Below are 19559 nucleotides of genomic sequence, written 5' to 3'. Positions count from 1 at the left end.
ATCCGCTTCCGGGGAGCCATCGAAACGGGGCTGGCTGAGTACGCATCAAGAAGCCATGAAGTCGTCACGCGTTGCGGCCGGATTCATGCCACCGGATCCAGGCTGCCGTCGATCGAAAAGCGGTAGTTGATATCCACCTGCGATGCGTCGCCCGGTGCGGCAGTTTTCTTCAGCACGAATTCGAACGCAGGCTCGAACCAGCCGTTGCGCGGGACTTCTCCGCCAAGGATGTCGACCTCATACCAGCCGTTGTCGATCTCGATCACGGGCCTGCCCGGCTCACGGTAACGCGCGAGCAATGCGTTGATCGTTGCGTCGTTGAAGCGTTCGAGAATCCGCCACGTGTAGAGCATGATCGAACGATGTTCGACGCGCAGCACGTACCCGCCGCGCCGATGCTGCAGGCGGCTTCCCGTTTTCAACAATTCGGGTGTTGCGTCATCCAGCGTGAAGATCACCGTGTACGGATGGTTCTCGATGCCGGCTAGCGGAATGACGACGCCTTCCAGCACGGCGCGGTCGCCGCTGTCGCTCGTCGTGAACGCCGTCGCGACGTCGTCCGGCAGCGCGTGCCGTTCCTTGAAGCGCTTCAGCAGCAGGAGATCGCCGACGAGAAAATAGTCGACCAGATCGTTGAGGACTTCAGAGAATTCATGTCGCATCGCCGCTCCTTTCGCGGTGCCGAAGCGCAGGGATCGCAAGGGCAAGAAGTGCCGCGTCGCGAAACGCTTCGCGGCGCGGCACGCGCGAAGCCCTTAGTCGCCGAGTTTCGACGGCACGCAACCGGTGCTCGTGCACTCGCGTTCACGCTCGCGCAGGAACGACAGCCGCGACTGCGTCATGTCGGTCGCGCACTGGAGATCCACGAGGTAGCCGTTGTTGCGCGTCTCGCTGCACTGCGCGTCGCGCTGCTTCAGCCACGCGAGCTGGCCGGCCTTCAGCGTCGCCTGCTGGTCGCTGCTCAGTTGCTTGCGCAGGCGGCCGTACTCGTCGTTGAGGTCACGGTCGGTTTGCGAGAACTGCGTGCTGCTGCAGTACACCTGGTCGAACGCGCTGTGCGGCTTTGCACAGCCAGCCGCGTGCGCGGCGAACGGAACGGCAAGCGCGAGCAGCGCGCAGGATGCGAGCAGATTCTTCATTTTCATGGTGATGCTCCTGACTGGGTGAAAACCGTTGGGCCCGACGGGCTTTGTCGTCGTTTATTGCGGCGCCGTGCACGCGTCGATCCCGCCCGCGATCGCGGTGGACAGCTTCTGGATTGTCTCGCGACGCGCAAGCCGCGCTTCCTCGTCCGGATTGACGATCACGCCGGCTTCGACGAGCACGGCCGGAATCGGCGCCGTGCGCAGCACGACGAGATCGTCGAAGCGGTGGATGCCGAGCTGCGGGTCGATCAGCGGGCGATTCTCGCCGCGGATCGGCTGCGCGTGATACAGCGACGGCCGTTCGCCGGCCGCCACCAGCCGCTCGGCGATCGCCTTCGCGCAACGCAGGCTTTCCGCATAGTGCGGATTGCGTTCCGACACGAACACCGAGAAACCGCGGAATTCGCGCTGCCGGCCCGCGTCGATGAACTGCTGCTGCATCGAGTCGTGATGGATCGACACGAACAGGTTCGCGTCGGGCGCCTGCGTCGAGCGCTGGTCGAGCGCGATCTCGCGGCCGTCGGCCGACGTGCGCAGCACGCGGTCGCCGTGCGCGGCGAGTTTCTCCGCGACCGCCGCGGACAGGTCGAGGTTGTACAGGTATTCGACGCGGCCGCTTGCGCCGGTGGAGCCCGGGTGCGCCGGCGTATGGCCGGTGTCGACGACGATGTAGCGCCCGGCGGCGGGGGCGGCGGTGTCGGCCGCATGCAGTGCCAGCGGCGTGCCGAGCAGCGGGGCGCAGGCGAGCACGCGCGCGGCGGCGCGCGCGAACGGGCGAAGGCGTCGGATGGTTCGGTTCGTCATTGTTGTTGTCGAGGAGGGCATACGGCGCGTCGGACCGCGCGGCACCGTCGGCCTGCTCAATGCAGTCGGAATGTCGCGCGATTATAGCGGGTGGCGGCGCCGCCGCAATGACGGACGACGACCGTCAGGCCAGCACGCGCCGGGCGGCGAGCATGCCCCAGTACGACGCTTCCTCGAACAGCGACAGCCCGGACAGGTCCGCATGCGCGAACACGACGGGGCCGTCGGCATCGCGCAGCGCGAGCAGGCCTGGCCGGCTCAGGAAGCCGACGTCGGGCGTCGCCATGGCGTGACCGCGCACGGTGATCTCGAGCGCCGTCGCGTGTTTCCACAGTTCACGCCCGTAGACGGCCTGCAGGTCGATCGCCGCCTGTTCGCGCAACGCATCGGGCTTCGCCTGCGCGAGCCAGCGGCGCGTGTCGTCCGGCGACTGCATGCTCAACGCCTGGTACGCGGAGAACACCGAGCGCGTCGGCGGCGACATGCGGATCAGCTGGTGCGTCGACACGACATAGCCGAGCCCCGCGCCGTCGTAGACGACGTTGTCCCACGCGAGCGGCACGCCCGCTGCTTCGGGCGGCATGCCGTCGAGCAGGAAGTTGGACACGAGCCACGGCGCGCGTGGCGGCAGGTCGCGCGCGGAGTCGAAGCCGTACGCGCCAAGCTGCGGAAACACGCGCGCCGCGACGAACAACGGCATCGCGCAGACGACGCGCCGCGCCTTCAGCGTGAACGTCGACAGCGCGCCGTCGTTGCCGATGCGCGCACACAGCACGTCGACGCCGCCCGCGCGTTCGGTCGCACGCACCGCGAAGCCGTCGCGCGACCACGCGTTCGAGCCGGTGCGCGCGGTGATCGAATCGGTGAGCTTCGTCACCATCGTGTGCAGCCCGTCGGGCCAGGTCAGCACCGCGCCGTCGCTCGCGTCGCCCGCGTGGCCGCCGCGCGACGAGAAATAGTGCAGGCCGGCCCACGCGGACACGTGCTCGTACCCGGCGCCGTAGTCGTCGCGGCAGCAATAGTTCAGGTACCAGTGCAGGGCCTTCGCGGTGTAACCCTCGTCGAGCAGCCACTGGCGGAACGAGCGCCGGTCGAGCGCACGCCAGCGCGGGTCGCGCGACGATTCCGCGATCGGGATGCAGAACACCTTGCGGCCGTCGGCGCCGCGTGCGGTGCGCAGCGTGTCCGTGTACGCGAAGAAGCGTGACTGTTGCGCGAGCTCGTCGGTGCCGAGGCCGGCCGTCGGCACGATGCCGTCCTGCCACTGTCCGGCGATGAAGAGCCGTTCGTCGGGCGCATGGACGAGCACGCGCTGGTCATACACCGGGCGTGCGGAGAACGGCGCCGATTCGATCACGCCGAGATCGGCGAGCATGTCGCGCAGATGCGTGGATTCGAGCGACGGCAGCGGCAGGTAGTGCGCGCCTTTCGGATAGCCGAGATCGCCGAAGCGGCCGCCGGCCGCGTTGCCGCCGAATTCGGGGCCCGCGAGCACCGTGAAGCGCTTGTGCCCCGCGCGCGCGAGCTGCCACGCGCACGACAGGCCGGCGGCACCCGCGCCGAGGATCGCGACGTCGGTCTCGAGCGTGCCGGAAGGCGGCGGCAGCGTCGCGTGGTCGCGCAGCGCATGGCCTTCGCGCATGCCGGGGTAGCCGACCTGCGGCGTCGTCTCGACCCAGCCGGTGCGCCCGCAGGCGGCGAGCGACGCGGCCGCCGACGCGACGAGGAACGTGCGGCGGTCCATCAGCGCAGCACGTGTTTCCAGTCGTCGTCGAAACGGCGCACGAGCGGCTGGTCGTTGAGTTCGTTCGGCGACATCGGCAGCGCCGGCATGTCGGCCGGGAAGTGGAACATCTCGACGGCCGTCTGCGCGTCGAGCCAGCGCGTGGGCACCGAGTAGTGCGTCGGCACCGTGAAGTCGCGGCGCTTGCCGGCAATCACGAACCCCCAGTCGCCGAACGACGGCACGTAGCAGTGGTACGGCCACGTGTTGAGCCCGGCCTCGTGCAGCGTCGCGATGATGGTCCAGTACGCGTGCGGCGCGAAGTACGGCGACGTCGACTGGATCACCGCATAGCCGTTCTCCGACAGGTGGCGCGCGAGCAGCCGAAACACGGGCACCGAATACAGCCGGCCGAGCCCGAAGTTGGTCGGGTCGGGGAAGTCGACGACGATCGCGTCGTACACGTCGGCGTTCGATTCGAGCCAGCGCACCGCGTCGTCGTTGATCACGTGCACGCGCGGGTCCTTCAGCGAACCCTGGTTCAGCTTGACGAGCGGCGCGGACGTGGAAAACAGCTTCGTCATCGCGGGATCGAGATCGACGAGCGTGATCTGTTCGAGGTTGCGGTGCTTGAGCAGCTCGCGCACCGCGAGGCCGTCGCCGCCGCCGAGCACGAGCACGCGCTTCGCCCACGGCAGCGCCTCGATCGTCGGGTGGATCAGCGCTTCGTGATAGCGATGCTCATCGCGCGACGAGAACTGCAGGTTGCCGTTCAGGTACAGCCGCATGTCGTCGTGCCACTGCGTGAGCACGATGCGCTGGTACGGCGTCGTTTCCGAATAGATCGTCTCGTCGCCGTACACGCCGTGTTCGGCCCAGTGCGTGATGCGATCCGAAAGCGCGAAGCCGGCGATGAGCAGCCCGATCACGAGCGACGCACGCATCAGCTTGCCGCGCACGTTGCGGATCTCGTCGCGGAACAGGTGCGTCGTCCACAGCGCGACGAAGGCGTTCAGGAGCCCGAACAGGAAGCTGGTGCGCAGCAGGCCGAGCCGCGGCGCGAGCACCAGCGGGAAGATCAGCGACACGGCGAGCGAGCCGAGATAGTCGAAGGTCAGCACTTCGCTGACGGTATGGCGGAACGCCTGGCGGCGCTGCTGGAACGCGCGCATCACGAGCGGGATCTCCATCCCGATCAGCATGCCGAGCGCCAGCACCAACGCATAGAGCGCCGCGCGGAACGGCGCTGCGAGCCAAGCGAACACCGCGAACAGCAGCGCGGCCGACACACCACCGAGCAGGCCGACGAGCAGCTCGATATCGACGAAGCGGTCGAGCACGTCGTCGTCCTCGATGAACTTCGCGAGCCACGAGCCGATCCCCATCGCAAACAGGTAGCAGCCGATCACCGACGAGAACTGCAGGATCGAATCGCCGAGCAGGTAGCTGGACAGCGCGCTGCTGATCAGTTCGTAGCCGAGCCCGCATGACGCGAGCACGAGAATCGACAGGACGAGCGCGCGCTTATGCAGCATGGTGCGTCCGTTGTGCAGCGGTCGGCAATGTGGATATACTGGCGCGGAATTTTGTCTGCTGGCCCTGCGCGGGCCGGCCGGCGACGGGGCGGCGAACCGAGCACAAAATCCGAGGGAAAGAATGAATAGTGCCTATCTCTATGCGGTTCATTTACTGTCGGCGTTCGTGCTGCTTCTTGTGTTCGCGGCAGTGTACCTGAAGGTCACCCCGTTCGACGAACTGGCGCTGATCCGCGACGGCAACGCGGCCGCGACGCTGTCGTTCGGCGGCGCGCTGATCGGCTTCTGCCTGACGCTCGCATCCAGCATCGCGCACAATTCCACGCTCGGCGAAGTCGTGATCTGGGCCGTCGGCGCGATGGCCGTGCAACTGATTACCTATGCGGCGCTCACACGCCTGATGCCCGGCATGAATCATGCAATCGAAGATCGCAACGTCGCGATGGGCGGCCTGATGGGCACCGCGTCGCTCGTCGTCGGCATCATCAATGCCGCCTGCCTGACCTGACGCGCCACGCGTTTCGAGGAGACCGACATGAGTCTGGGATCGTTTATCCGCAAGCAGTTCGTCGACGTCCTGCAATGGACCGAAGACACCGACGGCGTGCTGGCCTGGCGCTATCCGATGGAAGACATGGAAATCCGGTACGGCGGCAAGCTGACCGTGCGCGAAACGCAGGTCGCGATCTTCGTGAACGAAGGCAAGGTCGCCGACATCTTCCAGGCAGGGTTGTACACGCTGGAAACGAACACGCTGCCGGTGCTCACGTACCTGAAGAACTGGGACAAACTCTTTCAGTCGCCTTTCAAGTCGGACGTCTATTTCTTCAGCACGCGGCTGCAGCTTGGCCGCCGTTGGGGCACCGCGCAGCCGCTGACGATCCGCGACCGCGAGTTCGGCTTCGTGCAGGTGCGCGCGTTCGGCATCTACTCGTACCGGATCGTCGATGCGGGCGCGTTCTATCGCGAGGTCAGCGGCACGCGCGCGCAGTACACGGTCGACGATCTCGAACAGCAGCTGCGCAACCTGGTCGTCACCGCGATGAGCACGACGTTCGGCTCGGCCGACGTGCCGTTCGTCGACATGGCGGCGAACCAGTCGCTGCTGTCGCAGCGCGTCGCCGAGGCGCTGGTGCCGGTGTTCACGCGCTACGGCCTCGCGCTCGACGCGTTCGCGGTCGAGAGCGTGTCGCTGCCGGCCGAACTGCAGAAGGCGCTCGACCTGCGGATCAGCGCGGGAATGGCCGGCGATCTCGCGCGGGCTACGCAATACCAGACCGCGCAGGCGATTCCGCTCGCGGCGCAGAACCCGGGTGGCATCGCCGGCGTCGGCGCGGGGCTCGCCGCCGGGGCGGTAATCGGGCAGGCAATGGCTGGCCAGATCGCGGGTGCCGCGCAACCGGCGCCGGCTGCACCGCCTGCGCCCGCCGCGGCGCCGGTGGCCGCCGCGCAGCCTGCCGCGCCGGCGGAAGGGACCGATTACGTGCAGCGCCTCGAACAGTTGAAGGCGTTGTTCGACAAGGGCCTCGTGACCGAAGACGAATATTCGCGCGCGAAGGCCGAGATCCTCGCGAAGCTCACCCGGTAAGCGTCGCGCATGTTCAGTACCTCGTGCCCCCAGTGCGGCGCGCCGGTCGAGTTTCGCTCGGCGGCGGCGGTGATGGCCGTCTGCGCGTTCTGCCGCAGCACGCTGCTCAAGCGCGGCACCGACGTCGAACGCATCGGCGAACTGGCCACGGTGCTCGACGACGCGTCACCGATCCAGATCGGCACGGCCGGGCGCTACGGCAAGCGAGCGTTCACGGTGCTCGGGCGCATCCAGATGACCTACGACGCCGGCGCATGGAGCGAGTGGTATGTCGTGTTCGACGACGGCGCGTTCGGCTGGCTGTCGGATGCGTCGGGCCAGTATGCGGTCACGGTGCGCGAGCCCGACGATGCGTCCGGCGGCGCGTGGCCGGCGTTCGGCACGCTGGAACCGGGCATGCGGATCGACCACGGCGGCCGCGCGTTTCTCGTGTCGGACGTGCGCACCGCGCACTGCACGGGCGGCGACGGCGAGCTGCCGTTCCGCGTCGATGCCGGCTGGGAGGCGCGCGTCGTCGACCTGCGCACCGGCAACGCATTCGCAACCTACGACTATTCCGACGCCGATTCGAACGGCGGGAGCCCGGCCGTCTATACGGGCGAAGCGCTCGAATTCGATGCGCTCGCGTTCACCGGGTTGCGCGATACCGAACACGATACGCGCGAGAAGCGCGGGGCGGAGATGGTGCCGTTCGCGTGCCCGAGCTGTGGCGCGCCGCTGTCGTATGCGCCGAACGTCGCCGACTACGTGGTGTGCGGCAGTTGCCACGCGGGCGTGCAGTGCACGGCCGAGCAGCAGACCGTGTTCGCGGCGCAGCGCAAGCTCGAAGCGGTGAAGGGGGCGCTGGAGCTCGGCGCGATCGGCACATTCGACGGCGTGAAGTACACGGTGATCGGGATGATGCGTTGCCGCGTGCCGGACGACGAAGAGACGTGGGACGAATACCTGCTGCTGAACCCGAAGCGCGGGTTTCTGTGGCTCGTACAGAGCGAAGGGCGCTGGGAGCGCGTGCAGGTGCTTGACCAATGGCCGACGATCGGCAGCGATGCCGATGTGACCGACGGCGGCAAGACCTACCGCCTGCGCGAGCAATACGACTCGGAGGTCGTCTACGTGGTCGGTGCGTTCAACTGGCGCGTGCAGGTCGGCGATCGCACGTCGATCATCGACTACGGCTGGCAGAAGGACAAGCTGACGCGTGAGCGCAGCGACGCGGAGATCGTCTGGTCGCGCGCGCGGCCGCTGTCGGGCAGCACGCTTGCCGAACGCTTCGGCACGCCGGCGCTCGCGACGGCCGCGGCGGCGGCCACCGCCACCACCGCGTCGACGGGCCTGTTCGGCCGGAAAGGCCCGCACAGTTTCGCGCCGCTGCCGCTCGTATTCAGTGCGCTGCTCGTGATCCTGAACATGGGCTCGCTGTTTTCGTTCAGCGGCCGCTCCGTCTACGTGCTGGTCGGCCTGCTGGTGCTGTGGCTGCCTGAATGGCTGTGGAAGAGTTTTGCATCGGACGGAGGCAACGCGTGATCCGGTACATCCTCTACGGCATCTATGGCCTGATCGTCGTCACGCTGTTCAGCTGCGCGTCGATCGGCGGCAGCGGTTCAGGCGGCAGCGGCTGGGGCAGTTCGTCGGCCCGCAGCGGCTACTCGTCGTACGGGTCGCACAAATGACCGCGCGCGACGGGATCGTGCCACCGCGCGCGACGTTCGGTTCGCACGTGCTGGCCGACCTGGCCGGGATCGACGCCGCGCTGCTGCGCGACGCCGCTCGGCTCGAGGCGCTTCTCACCGAAGCGGCGCAGCAGGCGGGCGCGCGCGTGATCGGCGCGCATTTCCATCATTTCGGCGGCGAGCACGGCGTGACGGGCGTCGTGTTGCTCGCCGAGTCGCACATCACGATCCACACGTGGCCCGAGCATCGCTTCGCGGCCGTCGACGCATTCATGTGCGGCGCGGCGCGCGCGGCCGATGCAGTCGATGCGATCGCCGCCGCGCTCGGCACGCAGGCGCAAGTCCGGCAGCAGGTTGCGCGCGGCGGTGCGTCGACGTGAGCGGGCGATTCACTTCCTTTATCGATATGCGTAACAGAATCCGATTCGCTACGTGGCTTGGCTGGGTGCTGCTCGCCGGCAATGCCACCGCCGCCGAAGCCGCCCGGGCCGGTCGTGATGGTTCACTTCGATTACTACGAGAAGGACAACGCGCGCCTTCACGCGCTGGAGCAACGGCTGGATCGCGCGGTGAAGCAGGCAGGGGCTGGCGAACTGGGCGAGACCGAACTGCATCGCGACGGCAACGACGGTTACCTGTACCTGTATGGCGCCAGCGCCGACCGGCTGTATGCGGTGGCGCGCCCGATCCTGAAATCGTCAGGATGGCTGACCGGTACGGAGGTCACGTTGCGCCGCGATGCGGGCGCGGAAACGTTCCCGTTGCGCGGGGACGGCGCACGTTAGTGCGGATGCGGTTCGCACGGCGCGGCTGGTGGAGCGACCGTTGCGGATCGGGCCAGGCAGTGCGCTTTTGCCCTTGCGGATGTTGGCGACAGGCTGCCGAGGCGTCGTTGCGATGACGCATCGCACGTCGATTCATGCCCGGGCGATCGCACGTCGCGACGTTCCCGCTAACGGTCGAACCGGAACGACGACACGCTGTGCAACGTCGCGTCGTCGGTGCCGACGAAGCCCTGCGTAGTCGCGACGACCGCGCGCTTGCCGTTGCTCAGCACGGCCCAATAGCATTCGCCGGCCGCCGAGTAGAAGCCGGTTTTCGGATCGTTGATGCGGCACATGATCGTCGCTTGCATGCCGCGCCAGCCGGCACCGGAGATCCGCTCGACTTCCTGTGCGATGCCGGAGCCGTATGACGTCACCCACTTGCCGTCGTCCCGCTTCTCGAATCCCGCTTCCTTCTCCGCGACCGCCTCCAGCGCGCCGTCGACGATCTTGAACGCGATGAGGTCGGTGCTGTAGGTCATGTTGCGGCCGACGATCGCGATGCAGCGGTCGCCGCCGATTGCGGGGCAGGGCTTCTTCACCTGCCGGTTCGCGAGGTATTCGAACGAGACGCCGAGCACCGGGTCGCGATAGGTTTTCCAGCCAGCATGCTTCACCTGCTTGAGCGCCTCGGTACGGTCGCGGTAGGCAGCGGCGAGGCAGGCGGCGTCGGTGCAGGCATCGCGCTGCACGAGCCACGCGCGTTGCGAACGGATCACGGCCTGCTGGTCGGCGGCGATGCCGACTGCGTCGTCGTACGCGCTCGACAATGCGCTGTCGGCCGACAAGAGCGCCGTGTCGGCGCAGATCAGGCGATCGGTGCGCGTCTTCTCCCGTGTGCAGTCGATGCTGTCGGCGTGGGCCGACAACGAGAGGCCGATGGCGGCCAGCGTGAGACCCAGGCGAATACCGAACACGGGTGGCTCCTCATCGGGTTCGAGCGGGGGCTGTCACGCCGCCGTCAGGTGACGCAGCAGCGCACGCGGTTCGCGAAGCGTCGAACCCGCGCGCCGTGCATCACGGTGCGAAGCGGTGTGACGGGGGCCGCTCAGCGATTGATCTGGTCCGCCGAGATCAGCTCGGCCACCAGCACCGGTGCCGGCCCCTGCAGGTAGTACTCGTGCTCGAGCGGCTCGCGCAGCTTCATGAACGTTTCCGCGCCGATCTGCATCGTTTCGCCCGCATGCATCCGCGCGCCGCTTTCCAGCAGGTAGTGCATCACGTCGTTGAAGATGCCCGAGTAGCGTTCGCCTTCGTGATGGCCTTCAGCGAGCGCGGCGAAATCGGGCAGGCCGAACACGTCGGCGCCATAGGTGCGCATCCACACGCCGTTGGTGCCTTCGACTTCGTATTTCACGAAGCCGCAGAAGAACAGGTTCAGCGGGAAATCCCGCAGCACTTCGAGGCTTTCGTCGCCGAGTTCCTTCGCATTGAAGACGCCGGCCGGCAGCGACGTGTGCGCGTGCTCGTTCAGCACCGCGAGGCCGTTCTGTTCCGCCAGCGCACCGGCGATGGCCGCCAGCGCGACATACTGTTCGAGCGGATTCGCTTCGTGCCCGGCGTAGTAGAGGATCACGTGGCTGCGGCTCGCGCGCACCTGCTGCTTCAGGTCCTGCCCGTAGTGGGCCGGCGCGACGCACGCTTCCAGTGCTTCGGACGGATAGGGCGCGTCGAAGCCGACCAGCTGGACGACGTGGTTGCCCCAGCCGGCGAGCCCGAATACGTGCTCCAGCGTCGGCTCGGTTTCGACGCGCGCCTGCTTCATGCTCGGGTGGTACGCGCGCAGCGCCGCCGTCAGCGCGGCGATATCGACTTTCAGCGGGCCGTCGAAGACGACCGTCACGCTCAGCGGATTCTCGATGTCGGGTGCCGCGATCAGCTCGACGGAGTTTTCGGGTGCTTCCTTGCGGCCAAAGAATCGGGATATCAGGCTCATCGGATTAGGTTCGTGTCGAAGCCGTTTCAGGGAGAGTGCCCCGTTCTCTCGGTCGGGGCATGCCGTCGGGATGGCGGTCGCCCGTAGTTTCCCCGGGTTCGGCGAATCTGGCAAATGCGCGGGGAATGCCCGATGGCGCGGCGGTGGCGTGTTCGAACACTTTCGGGAGGAGATGGCGCGGACACGCCGGGCCATGCGGCCCGGGGCCGCCGGTCAGCGCGGCAGTGCTTCGGCTTCGGCCCAGCGCTTGAACGAATCGAGGCGCCGGCGCGTCTGCACGAGATAGAACGCGCCGATCAGCGGTTCGAGCAGCCAGCGCAGCCAGGCCGGCTGGGCGCGGAAGTGGTACGTGAATTTCACCTCGGTCGTGCCGGGTGTGCGCTCGGTGAAGTTCCAGCTGCCGCTGAAGCGTTCGAGCACTTTCGGCCCGTCGACCATTTCGACGGCGGCGACCTGCGGCGGACGGTACGAGATGTAGCGCGACACCATCGTCGCGCCCGACTGGCTGCGGCAGAACGCGTCGACGCCGACGTCGGCCGTCATGCCGTCGAGCAGATAGGCGTCGGTGAGGAAGCTGTCCCACACGAGCCGCCGCGCGTAATCCTGCGACCACGTGAAGAGGCGTCTGCGATCGACGCCGACGGTCCGGCTGACTGAGATCCTCATGATGGCGGGCGCAATGGCGCGGATTGGGATGAAATCGAGTGTACCCCGCCCACGCCGTGCATTTCTTCAGACTTCGTCAAGTCGAGCATGGGCTCGATTGACGCATTCCGGGATTTCCCCTAGGATTCGATTCAACCCTTCGGGAAAGACCCGAAGCGTTTCAATCTCTTGAGGGAGCCTCATGAGTACGCAACAGAACCGGCGCTTCGACGCGCTCGTTTTCATTGGTCGTTTCCAGCCTCCGCATCGTGGTCACCTGAATGTGCTGAAGTCGGCACTGAGCCGGGCCGAGCGCGTGTGCGTGCTGATCGGATCGACCGACAAGCCCCGCACCAACAAGGATCCGTTCTCGTTCGACGAGCGCCGCCAGATGCTGGCTTCGCTGCTCGACGCGTCCGAGCGCGACCGCGTCACGATCGCGCCGTTGCAGGATTCGACCTACAACGACGGCGACTGGGTGCGCTGGGTGCAGGACGCCGTCGCGTCCGCGCTCGGCGACATCGCGCAGCGCAAGGTCGGGCTGATCGGCCACGAGAAGGACGCCACGTCGTATTACCTGCGGATGTTCCCGCAATGGGAGCTCGTCGACGTCGACGCGACGGAAGACATTTCCGCCACCGAGATCCGCGACCAGTATTTCGCCGAACGCCCCAACAGCTTCGTGCAATGGGCCGTGCCGGAACCCGTGTTCGGCTGGCTCGAGCGTTTCCGCACGCAGCCGGAATTCGCGCAGCTGAAGTCGGAAGCCGAATTCATCGCCGCGTATCGCAAGGCGTGGGCGGCCGCCCCGTATCCCGTCACGTTCGTGACGGTCGACGCGGTGGTCGTGCACTCGGGCCATATCCTGCTCGTGCGCCGCCGCAGCGAACCGGGCCGCGGCCTGTGGGCGCTGCCGGGCGGGTTCGTGAACCAGGACGAGCGGCTCGACGCGGCCTGTATCCGCGAGCTGCGCGAGGAGACCGGGCTGAAGCTGCCGGAGCCCGTGCTGCGCGGCTCGATCAAGGATCGCCAGGTGTTCGATCACCCGGCGCGTTCGCTGCGCGGCCGCACGATCACGCACGCGTGCCTGTTCAACTTCCCGACCGGCGAACTGCCGCGCGTGAAGGGCAGCGACGACGCCGACAAGGCACGCTGGGTGCCGCTCAACGAATTCGCGCAGATGCGCAACGTGATGTTCGAGGATCACTTCGACATCGCGTATCACTTCCTGGGGAAGCTGTGATTCGCTGATTCCCCGCATGACGGTCCGCCGCGACAGACGCGGCGGCACTTCAACGGCCTAGAGGAGCTCTAGCCATGCAACACGATCTCGGCGGCTTTGCCGCGGTTCTCGCCAATCCGATCCTCAACACGGATTCGTACAAGGCTTCCCACTTCCTGCAATATCCGCCCGACGCATCGGCGATGTTCTCGTACGTCGAATCGCGCGGCGGCCGCTACGACCGCACGGTGTTCTTCGGCCTGCAGATGCTGCTGAAGGAATATCTGTGCAAGCCGATCACGCACGCGATGATCGACGAGGCGCGCGATTTCTTCACGGTGCACGGCGAGCCGTTCAACGAAGCGGGGTGGCGCACCATCGTCGATCGCTACGACGGCTACCTGCCGGTGAAGATCCGCGCGGTGCCCGAGGGCTCGGTCGTGCCGGTGCACAACGTGCTGATGACGGTCGAATGCGAAGACCCGCAGGTATTCTGGCTCGCGTCGTATCTCGAGACGATGCTGCTGCGCGTGTGGTATCCGGTGACGGTCGCGACGCGCAGCTGGCACCTGCGGCAGACGATCCGCCACTTCCTCGAAAAGACCGACGACGATCTTGCGCAACTGCCGTTCAAGCTGCACGACTTCGGCGCGCGCGGCGTGTCGAGCGCGGAATCGGCCGCGATCGGCGGTGCCGCGCATCTCGTGAACTTCATGGGTTCGGACACGGTGCTCGGCGTACTGGCCGCGAACCGCTTCTATCGCGAGCCGATGGCCGCATACTCGGTGCCGGCGGCCGAGCACAGCACGATTACATCGTGGGGGCGTGAGCACGAAGCCGATGCGTACCGGAACATGATTCGCCGCTTTGGGCTGCCCGGAGCGATCGTGTCGGTCGTGTCGGACTCCTACGATCTGTTTGCCGCACTCGATCTGTGGGGCGGCGAGCTTCGGCAGGCCGTACTCGATTCGGGCGCGACGCTGGTCGTGCGGCCCGATTCGGGCGACCCGGTGGCGATCGTGCTGCAGACCGTGCGTGCGCTCGACGCATCGTTCGGCTCGACCTTGAACGGCAAGGGGCGGCGCGTGTTGAATCGCGTGCGCGTGATCCAGGGCGACGGCGTCGACGAACTGTCGATCGAAGCGATTCTGGCAGCGCTCGACGACGCGGGCTATGCGGCCGGCAACGTCGTGTTCGGCATGGGCGGCGGGTTGCTGCAGCAGGTGAACCGCGATACGCAGCGCTTCGCGATGAAGTGCTCGGCGATCCGGCGTGGCGGCGTGTGGCACGACGTCCGCAAGGATCCGGTCACCGATCAGGGCAAGCGCTCGAAGAAGGGACGGCTCACGCTGCTGCGCAGTTTCCGCACCGGTGAGTATCGGACGACGACGCTGCCCGCCGCGTGGGACGACCGGATGCTGGAAGGCGAATGGGAGGAAGCGCTGGTAACGGTGTTCGATACGGGACGGTTGCTCGTCGATACGTCGTTTGCGGAAGTGCGGGCGAGGGCGCACGCGGGGGAGGTGTGACACAAGCGGCGGGGCATCCCGCCGCCTCGTTCGCGCTCAGGCGGCGCGTGTGACGAGCGTGCGCAGCACGGCGTCTGCATCGATGTCCCCCTTCAGGACCTCCGCAGGCGCCGACGCGAAGTCGATCCAGCCTTCATTGAAGCCGTCGAGCATGCGCATGCGCGGTTCGGGGTAGCGCATCCGCTGCGCATCGAACAGGCCGGCCCACGTGTCACGCGGGACGGCTTCGGCTTGCACGGGGCGCTCGAGCACGCGGGCGAACGCGGCGGCGAGGTCGTTCGGGCTGACGCGCCCCGGCCCTTCGAGTTCGACGACGCGTGCGCCGGACCATTCATCCTGCAGCAGCGCCGCCGCCGTGCGGCCGACGTCTTCGGTGGCGACCATCGGCACCGGCCGGTCGAGCGGCTGGAGAAAGCTGTGGATCACGCCGGCGTCGCGCGCGGTCGCGACGTCCCATGCGGCGTTTTCGAGGAACCATGCGGGACGCAGGAACGCGACGGGCATCGGCAGGTCGCCGAACGCCTGCTCGATCATCGTCAATTGCGTCAACAGATTCATCTGCGTCGCCTGCGCGCCGACCGTCGACAGGCAGACGACCTTGCGCGGCCGCGCGGCGCGCAACGCCGCGCCGACGGCGTCGATTACCGCGCGCGTCTCGGGGAATCCGGGCGACGGATCGAAGTAAGGCGGCAGCAGCACGAATACGCCGGCCGTGTTCGCGAAGGCCGTCGTCAGCGCGGCGGTGTCGGCCATATCGGCGAGTGCGACGTCGCAGCCGCGCGCGGCCCACGGCGCGGCGCGATTGGCGTCGCGCGCGACGGCCCGTACGGGCCGGCCGGCGGTGAGTAACGTCCGGGCGAGCGCGCCGCCGACCTGTCCAGTGATGCCGGTAATGGCGTACATGGTTCGAAATCCTCATCGAGAAGTGGAGAAGACGCCTGCCGGAACGATTGGGCGCCGGATCGGCGTGTCACGACCGGGCTTGCCGTCGCGATGCATCGGGTTGCATGATAGGGACCAGTGATTCCTGATGGAATCGAATCCATGTCATTTGATTGGTGATCTTTTGTCATGAGTGAAATCATGAGCATCGACGGGCGGATCCTGGCGAACGTGGGCGTGCTCGCCGCGATCGTCGAAAGCGGCAGCTTCGCGCGCGCGGCCGACGCGCTCGGCCTGTCGCCGTCCGGTGTCAGCCGGGCCGTGGGCCGGCTGGAGGCGCGCGTCGGTGTGCGGCTGCTCGATCGCACGACGCGGTCGGTCACGCTGACGGACGAAGGGCGTCGCCTGTACGAGGACATCGGCCCGCTGCTCGCCGGCATCGGCGACGCGGTCACGCTGGCTGCCGGTTCGGCCGCGGCCGTGCGCGGCAGGCTGCGCGTGAATGTCGACGCGTATTTTTCACGGCGGGTGCTGGCGCCGCATCTCCCCGCGTTCCTGGCGCGTCATCCCGATCTGTCGCTCGAACTGGCGGCGCGCGAGCAACTCGGCGATCTGGTCGCGGAAGGATTCGACGTCGCGGTACGGTTCGGCGAGCCGCCATCGTCGTCGCTGGTGGCGCGCAAGCTGCTGGAGACACGGGCGGTGACGGTTGCCGCGCCCGCGTATGTGAAACGGCACGGGCGTCCCGAAGCGCCTGCCGACCTCGTCGGCCACGCGTGCATCCAGATGCGCAACACGCTGACCGGCCAGCCGCTTGAATGGGTGTATCAGCTCGGCCGCAAGCGCGTGCCGGTGAAGACGACAGGCAGGCTGCTCGTCAACGAGGCCGGCACGATGCTCGGCGCATGCCTGGCCGGCGTCGGGATTGCACGCTTCAAGGCGAGCGGGGTCGCGGGGCTGATCGAGCAGGGGCGGCTCGTCGAGCTGCTCGCGGATTGGCGCGGCGAGGCGTTCCCGCTGTTCGCGTACTATCCGTCGCGCCACCTGCCGCCCGCGAAGGTGCGGGCGTTCGTCGATTTCGTCGCGGAGATCGTGGCGGCCGGTAGCTAGCGCGCTCGCCTGCCGTCACGATTCGCGGGCGAGCACGTGCGCGGTCGTGTCCGCCGCCCGCACCGCCTCCATCGCCCGCGCCAGCGCATCGAACACCGCCGGCCCCTTGCAGCGCGACACATTGAAGCGCAGGTACGACGTCGCGCTGTGCGATGCGCTGAACACGTTGCCAGGCGCGAGTACCACATCGTGATCGAGCGCATGGCGCGCGACGCGCGCGGCGTCGAGCCCGTCGGGCAACGCCGCCCACACGAACAGGCCGCCGCGCGGCTCCGTCCAGATCCGGAGCCCGGCGCGCGTGAGGCGTCGGAGCGTTTCGCCCATCGCATCCGCGAGGCGCGCGCGCAGACTGTCGACGTGGCGCCGATACGTGCCGTCGACGAGCAGCCGGTGTACGACGTTCGCGCCGATCTGCGCATGGCCGAACGACGTCGCGAGCTTCAGGTCGACGAGTGCCTCGATCCATTCCGGGCGCGCGGCGACATAGCCGCAGCGGATCGCGGCCGACAGCGTCTTCGAGAAGCTGCCGATCGACACGACGCGCGACAGCCCGTCGAAGGCCGCGAGACGCGGGGCCGGCGTGCTCTCGAAATCCGCGAAGATGTCGTCCTCGACGATCAGCAGGCCATGCTCGGCCGCGAGCGTCAGCAGCCGGTGCGCGACGGGCGCCGAGAGTGTCGCGCCGGTCGGGTTGTGCAGCGCCGCGTTGGTGATGTACAGGCGCGGCCGGTGCTCGGCGAGCACCTGCTCGAAGCGCGCGAGATCGGGGCCGTTCGGCGTGTACGGGACGCTGACGATCCGCGCACGGTGCGCGCGCAGCAGCGCCTGGAAGTTGAAGTAGCACGGATCGTCGAGCACGACCGTGTCGCCCGGCTCCAGCAGCAGGCGGCAGACGAGATCGAGCGCATGCGAGCCACCGTCGGTCAGCATGATCTGCGCGGGTTCGGCCTGGACGCCGTGCTGCGCGAGCCGCCAGGCGAGCTGCTGGCGCATCGCGGGCAGGCCGAGCGGCGTCGCGTAGTCGGTCAGCGCGTCGGATTCGTCGCGCGACGCGGCGCGCAGCGCGCGGCGCAGGCTCTCGTCCGGCAGCCACGACGGCGGCAGCCAACCGCAACCGGGCTTGATGGACGTCGGCGCCGCCTCGAGCGACTGGCGCGACAGCCACAGCGGATCGAGCCCGCGATCGAGCTGCGGGCCGAGATCGGCGAGCGCGAGCGGCGGCGCGTGCCCCGACACGTAGAAACCCGAGCCGCGGCGCGCGACGAGCACGCCTTCGCTCGCGAGCCGCTCGTATGCATCGACGACGGTCGATTTCGACACGCCGAGCGCGTCCGCCATCATCCGGATCGACGGCACGCGCGCACCGGGCACGAGTGCGCGGCTCGCGATTCGTGCGCGCAAGGTATCCATCACGGTTTCCACGCGTGTGCGCGACGGGGTGGGCGGAACGGGAAGCGGGGTGGCCTGGCTCATGGCGAAGAATGAACTGTACGGCCAGTTGTCCAGTACAGTTTGTCCGAATTGTATTGGGCTGTAGCTTACGCGCTTTTCGCGGGCGGCGGATCATCGGTCATCCACTTACCCCGTTCAGGATTTCCCGTGCAAAAGACGACCGACGGATGGCTCAGCGGCTTGCTGGGCGTGATCATCTTCAGTGGCTCGCTGCCCGCGACGCGTATCGCGGTGCAGGGGCTCGACCCGCTGTTCCTCACCTTTGCGCGCGCGACGATCGCCGGCGCGCTCGGCCTGTTGCTGCTCGTCGTGCTGAAGCAGCGGCGGCCGACGCGCGCCGAGGCCGTGTCGCTGGCCATCGTCGCGCTCGGGGTCGTGATCGGCTTTCCGTTGCTGACGGCGCTTGCGCTGAAACACGTGACCTCCGCGCATGCGATCGTGTTCGTCGGGTTGCTGCCGCTCGCGACCGCGCTGTTCGGCGTATGGCGCGGCGGCGAACGGCCGCGGCTGCCGTTCTGGATCTTCTCGATCATCGGCAGTGGCGCGGTGGCCGCGTTTGCGCTGCGCAACGGTGGCGAAGCGTCGGTGGTCGGCGATGCGCTGATGCTCGCCGCGATCGTCGCATGCGGGCTCGGTTACGCGGAAGGCGCACGCCTGTCGCGTGAGCTCGGCGGGTGGCAGGTGATCTCGTGGGCGCTCGTGCTGTCGCTGCCGTTGATGCTGCCGCTCACGTGGCTCACCTGGCCCGCGTCGTTCGACGGCGTCGATGCCGCCGCGCTGTGGGGCCTCGCGTACGTGTCGCTGTTCAGCATGCTGATCGGCTTCGTGTTCTGGTATCGCGGGCTGGCGCTCGGCGGGATCGCGGGCGTCGGCCAGTTGCAGCTGCTGCAGCCGTTCTTCGGCTTGCTGCTGGCGGCCGGGCTGCTGCACGAGACGGTGCCGCCATCGATGGTGGTGGTGACGGTCGTCGTGGTCGGCTGCGTGGCGGGCGCGAAATATTTCTCGAAAATAGTGCCCGCGCAGCGTGCGAGCTGACGCACACGCCTTCGACGGGCCGCGGGCGCGACCCGTCGAAGGTCGGCACGCTCGCGCTCAGTCGTCCGGCGTGCATACGCGCAAGCGGTGGCCGTCCGGGTCGAGCGCGACGAACGTCAGGCCGAATACCGCCGTCATGGGCGCTTGCTCGAACGGCACGCCGAGTGCCTGCCACGCTTCGTACAGGCGCCGGACTTCGCGGTCGTCGTCGACCATGAAGGCCAGCTCCGAGCGGTGGCCGGCGCCGCCCGATACGAAATCGCGCGCGCTGGTCGACCACAGGCCCAGATGCAGCCCGTTGTCGAATGTGAATGCCGCATAGGTAGGAAACACCGCGACGGGCGAACGCTGGAACAGGCGCTCGTAGAACTGCGCGCTGCGCGCGGGGTCCTCGACATACAGAAGAACGAGATTCGGGGAAGTCATGCGGAGCCGTCCTGGGATCGATTAAGATGCGTC

21 protein-coding genes are annotated in these 19559 nt (G+C 67.7%); 10 read left to right on the top strand and 11 right to left on the bottom strand.

Annotation, left to right across the window (positions count from 1 at the left end; all coding sequences use genetic code 11):
• Window positions 1–83: 83 nt before the first annotated feature.
• From LGN19_RS07250 to LGN19_RS07230, 5 genes are all read right to left on the bottom strand, one after another.
• Window positions 84–662: a hypothetical protein gene (locus LGN19_RS07250; protein WP_226213723.1), complete on the bottom strand. Its 579-nt coding sequence runs from the start codon at window positions 660–662 to the stop codon at window positions 84–86.
• A 93-nt stretch (window positions 663–755) separates the two neighbouring features.
• A complete protein-coding gene (locus tag LGN19_RS07245; protein WP_226213722.1) occupies window positions 756–1145 on the bottom strand; it encodes a lysozyme inhibitor LprI family protein in 390 nt (129 codons plus the stop codon).
• 54 nt (window positions 1146–1199) lie between these two features.
• Entirely contained in the window at window positions 1200–1949 is a 750-nt protein-coding gene (locus LGN19_RS07240; protein WP_226213721.1) for an N-acetylmuramoyl-L-alanine amidase family protein, read from the bottom strand.
• A gap of 124 nt (window positions 1950–2073) precedes the next feature.
• Window positions 2074–3693 carry an NAD(P)/FAD-dependent oxidoreductase gene (locus tag LGN19_RS07235; RefSeq protein ID WP_226213720.1) on the bottom strand — a complete coding sequence of 540 codons (1620 nt, stop codon included), beginning with the start codon at window positions 3691–3693 and terminating at the stop codon, window positions 2074–2076.
• Entirely contained in the window at window positions 3693–5207 is a 1515-nt protein-coding gene (locus LGN19_RS07230) for a polyamine aminopropyltransferase (RefSeq protein ID WP_226213719.1), read from the bottom strand. The genes LGN19_RS07235 and LGN19_RS07230 overlap by 1 nt, the downstream gene beginning before the upstream one ends.
• A 121-nt stretch (window positions 5208–5328) precedes the next feature.
• Here LGN19_RS07230 and LGN19_RS07225 point away from each other — a divergent pair, with 121 nt between their 5' ends.
• From LGN19_RS07225 to LGN19_RS07200, 6 genes are all read left to right on the top strand, one after another.
• Entirely contained in the window at window positions 5329–5715 is a 387-nt protein-coding gene (locus tag LGN19_RS07225; RefSeq protein WP_011354425.1) for a DUF350 domain-containing protein, read from the top strand.
• Window positions 5716–5742: 27 nt separating this feature from the next.
• Window positions 5743–6795: an SPFH domain-containing protein gene (locus tag LGN19_RS07220; protein ID WP_122947673.1), complete on the top strand. Its 1053-nt coding sequence runs from the start codon at window positions 5743–5745 to the stop codon at window positions 6793–6795.
• 9 nt (window positions 6796–6804) lie between these two features.
• Window positions 6805–8319 carry a DUF4178 domain-containing protein gene (locus tag LGN19_RS07215; protein WP_226213718.1) on the top strand — a complete coding sequence of 505 codons (1515 nt, stop codon included), beginning with the start codon at window positions 6805–6807 and terminating at the stop codon, window positions 8317–8319.
• Window positions 8316–8465 (top strand): hypothetical protein, encoded by a 150-nt coding sequence (locus LGN19_RS07210; RefSeq protein WP_155291822.1) that lies wholly within the window; start codon window positions 8316–8318, stop codon window positions 8463–8465. Before LGN19_RS07215 ends, LGN19_RS07210 begins: the two co-directional genes overlap by 4 nt.
• Complete coding sequence (gene speD / locus LGN19_RS07205; RefSeq protein WP_226213717.1) at window positions 8462–8845, top strand: adenosylmethionine decarboxylase; 384 nt, start codon at window positions 8462–8464, stop codon at window positions 8843–8845. The genes LGN19_RS07210 and speD overlap by 4 nt, the downstream gene beginning before the upstream one ends.
• Before the next feature lie 81 nt (window positions 8846–8926).
• Window positions 8927–9250, top strand: coding sequence for a hypothetical protein (locus LGN19_RS07200; protein WP_226213716.1), 324 nt, complete (start codon window positions 8927–8929; stop codon window positions 9248–9250).
• A 167-nt stretch (window positions 9251–9417) separates the two neighbouring features.
• Here the strand turns inward: LGN19_RS07200 and LGN19_RS07195 are convergent, their stop codons facing one another.
• The 3 genes from LGN19_RS07195 to LGN19_RS07185 form a co-directional block, all read right to left on the bottom strand.
• Window positions 9418–10206, bottom strand: a complete 789-nt coding sequence (locus LGN19_RS07195) for a lysozyme inhibitor LprI family protein (RefSeq protein ID WP_226213715.1) — start codon at window positions 10204–10206, stop codon at window positions 9418–9420.
• Between the two features lie 131 nt (window positions 10207–10337).
• Entirely contained in the window at window positions 10338–11225 is an 888-nt protein-coding gene (locus LGN19_RS07190; protein WP_122947669.1) for a DUF4261 domain-containing protein, read from the bottom strand.
• Between the two features lie 213 nt (window positions 11226–11438).
• Entirely contained in the window at window positions 11439–11891 is a 453-nt protein-coding gene (locus LGN19_RS07185; protein ID WP_122947668.1) for a type II toxin-antitoxin system RatA family toxin, read from the bottom strand.
• Window positions 11892–12072: 181 nt separating this feature from the next.
• Here LGN19_RS07185 and LGN19_RS07180 point away from each other — a divergent pair, with 181 nt between their 5' ends.
• Both LGN19_RS07180 and LGN19_RS07175 read left to right on the top strand, forming a co-directional pair.
• Window positions 12073–13113 carry a bifunctional nicotinamide-nucleotide adenylyltransferase/Nudix hydroxylase gene (locus LGN19_RS07180; protein ID WP_226213714.1) on the top strand — a complete coding sequence of 347 codons (1041 nt, stop codon included), beginning with the start codon at window positions 12073–12075 and terminating at the stop codon, window positions 13111–13113.
• Between the two features lie 74 nt (window positions 13114–13187).
• Window positions 13188–14621, top strand: a complete 1434-nt coding sequence (locus LGN19_RS07175) for a nicotinate phosphoribosyltransferase (RefSeq protein ID WP_226213713.1) — start codon at window positions 13188–13190, stop codon at window positions 14619–14621.
• Window positions 14622–14657: 36 nt separating this feature from the next.
• On the opposite strand, the gene LGN19_RS07170 is transcribed toward LGN19_RS07175, so the two are convergent.
• Window positions 14658–15524 (bottom strand): NmrA family NAD(P)-binding protein, encoded by an 867-nt coding sequence (locus LGN19_RS07170; protein ID WP_226213712.1) that lies wholly within the window; start codon window positions 15522–15524, stop codon window positions 14658–14660.
• A 180-nt stretch (window positions 15525–15704) separates the two neighbouring features.
• Between LGN19_RS07170 and LGN19_RS07165 the strand changes: the two genes are divergently transcribed.
• Window positions 15705–16613, top strand: a complete 909-nt coding sequence (locus tag LGN19_RS07165) for a LysR family transcriptional regulator (protein WP_226213711.1) — start codon at window positions 15705–15707, stop codon at window positions 16611–16613.
• Window positions 16614–16628: 15 nt separating this feature from the next.
• Here LGN19_RS07165 and LGN19_RS07160 read toward each other — a convergent pair whose 3' ends face one another.
• A complete protein-coding gene (locus tag LGN19_RS07160) occupies window positions 16629–18086 on the bottom strand; it encodes a PLP-dependent aminotransferase family protein (RefSeq protein ID WP_226213710.1) in 1458 nt (485 codons plus the stop codon).
• 126 nt (window positions 18087–18212) lie between these two features.
• Between LGN19_RS07160 and LGN19_RS07155 the strand changes: the two genes are divergently transcribed.
• Entirely contained in the window at window positions 18213–19100 is an 888-nt protein-coding gene (locus LGN19_RS07155; RefSeq protein WP_226213709.1) for a DMT family transporter, read from the top strand.
• A gap of 57 nt (window positions 19101–19157) precedes the next feature.
• Here the strand turns inward: LGN19_RS07155 and LGN19_RS07150 are convergent, their stop codons facing one another.
• Entirely contained in the window at window positions 19158–19526 is a 369-nt protein-coding gene (locus LGN19_RS07150; RefSeq protein ID WP_122947661.1) for a VOC family protein, read from the bottom strand.
• Window positions 19527–19559 lie beyond the last annotated feature (33 nt).

It is taken from the genome of Burkholderia sp. AU30198, assembly GCF_020419825.1.
Lineage (GTDB): Bacteria > Pseudomonadota > Gammaproteobacteria > Burkholderiales > Burkholderiaceae > Burkholderia.
Note: the sequence above shows the minus strand (reverse complement) of the source record. Positions and strands in the feature narration are given on the sequence as shown.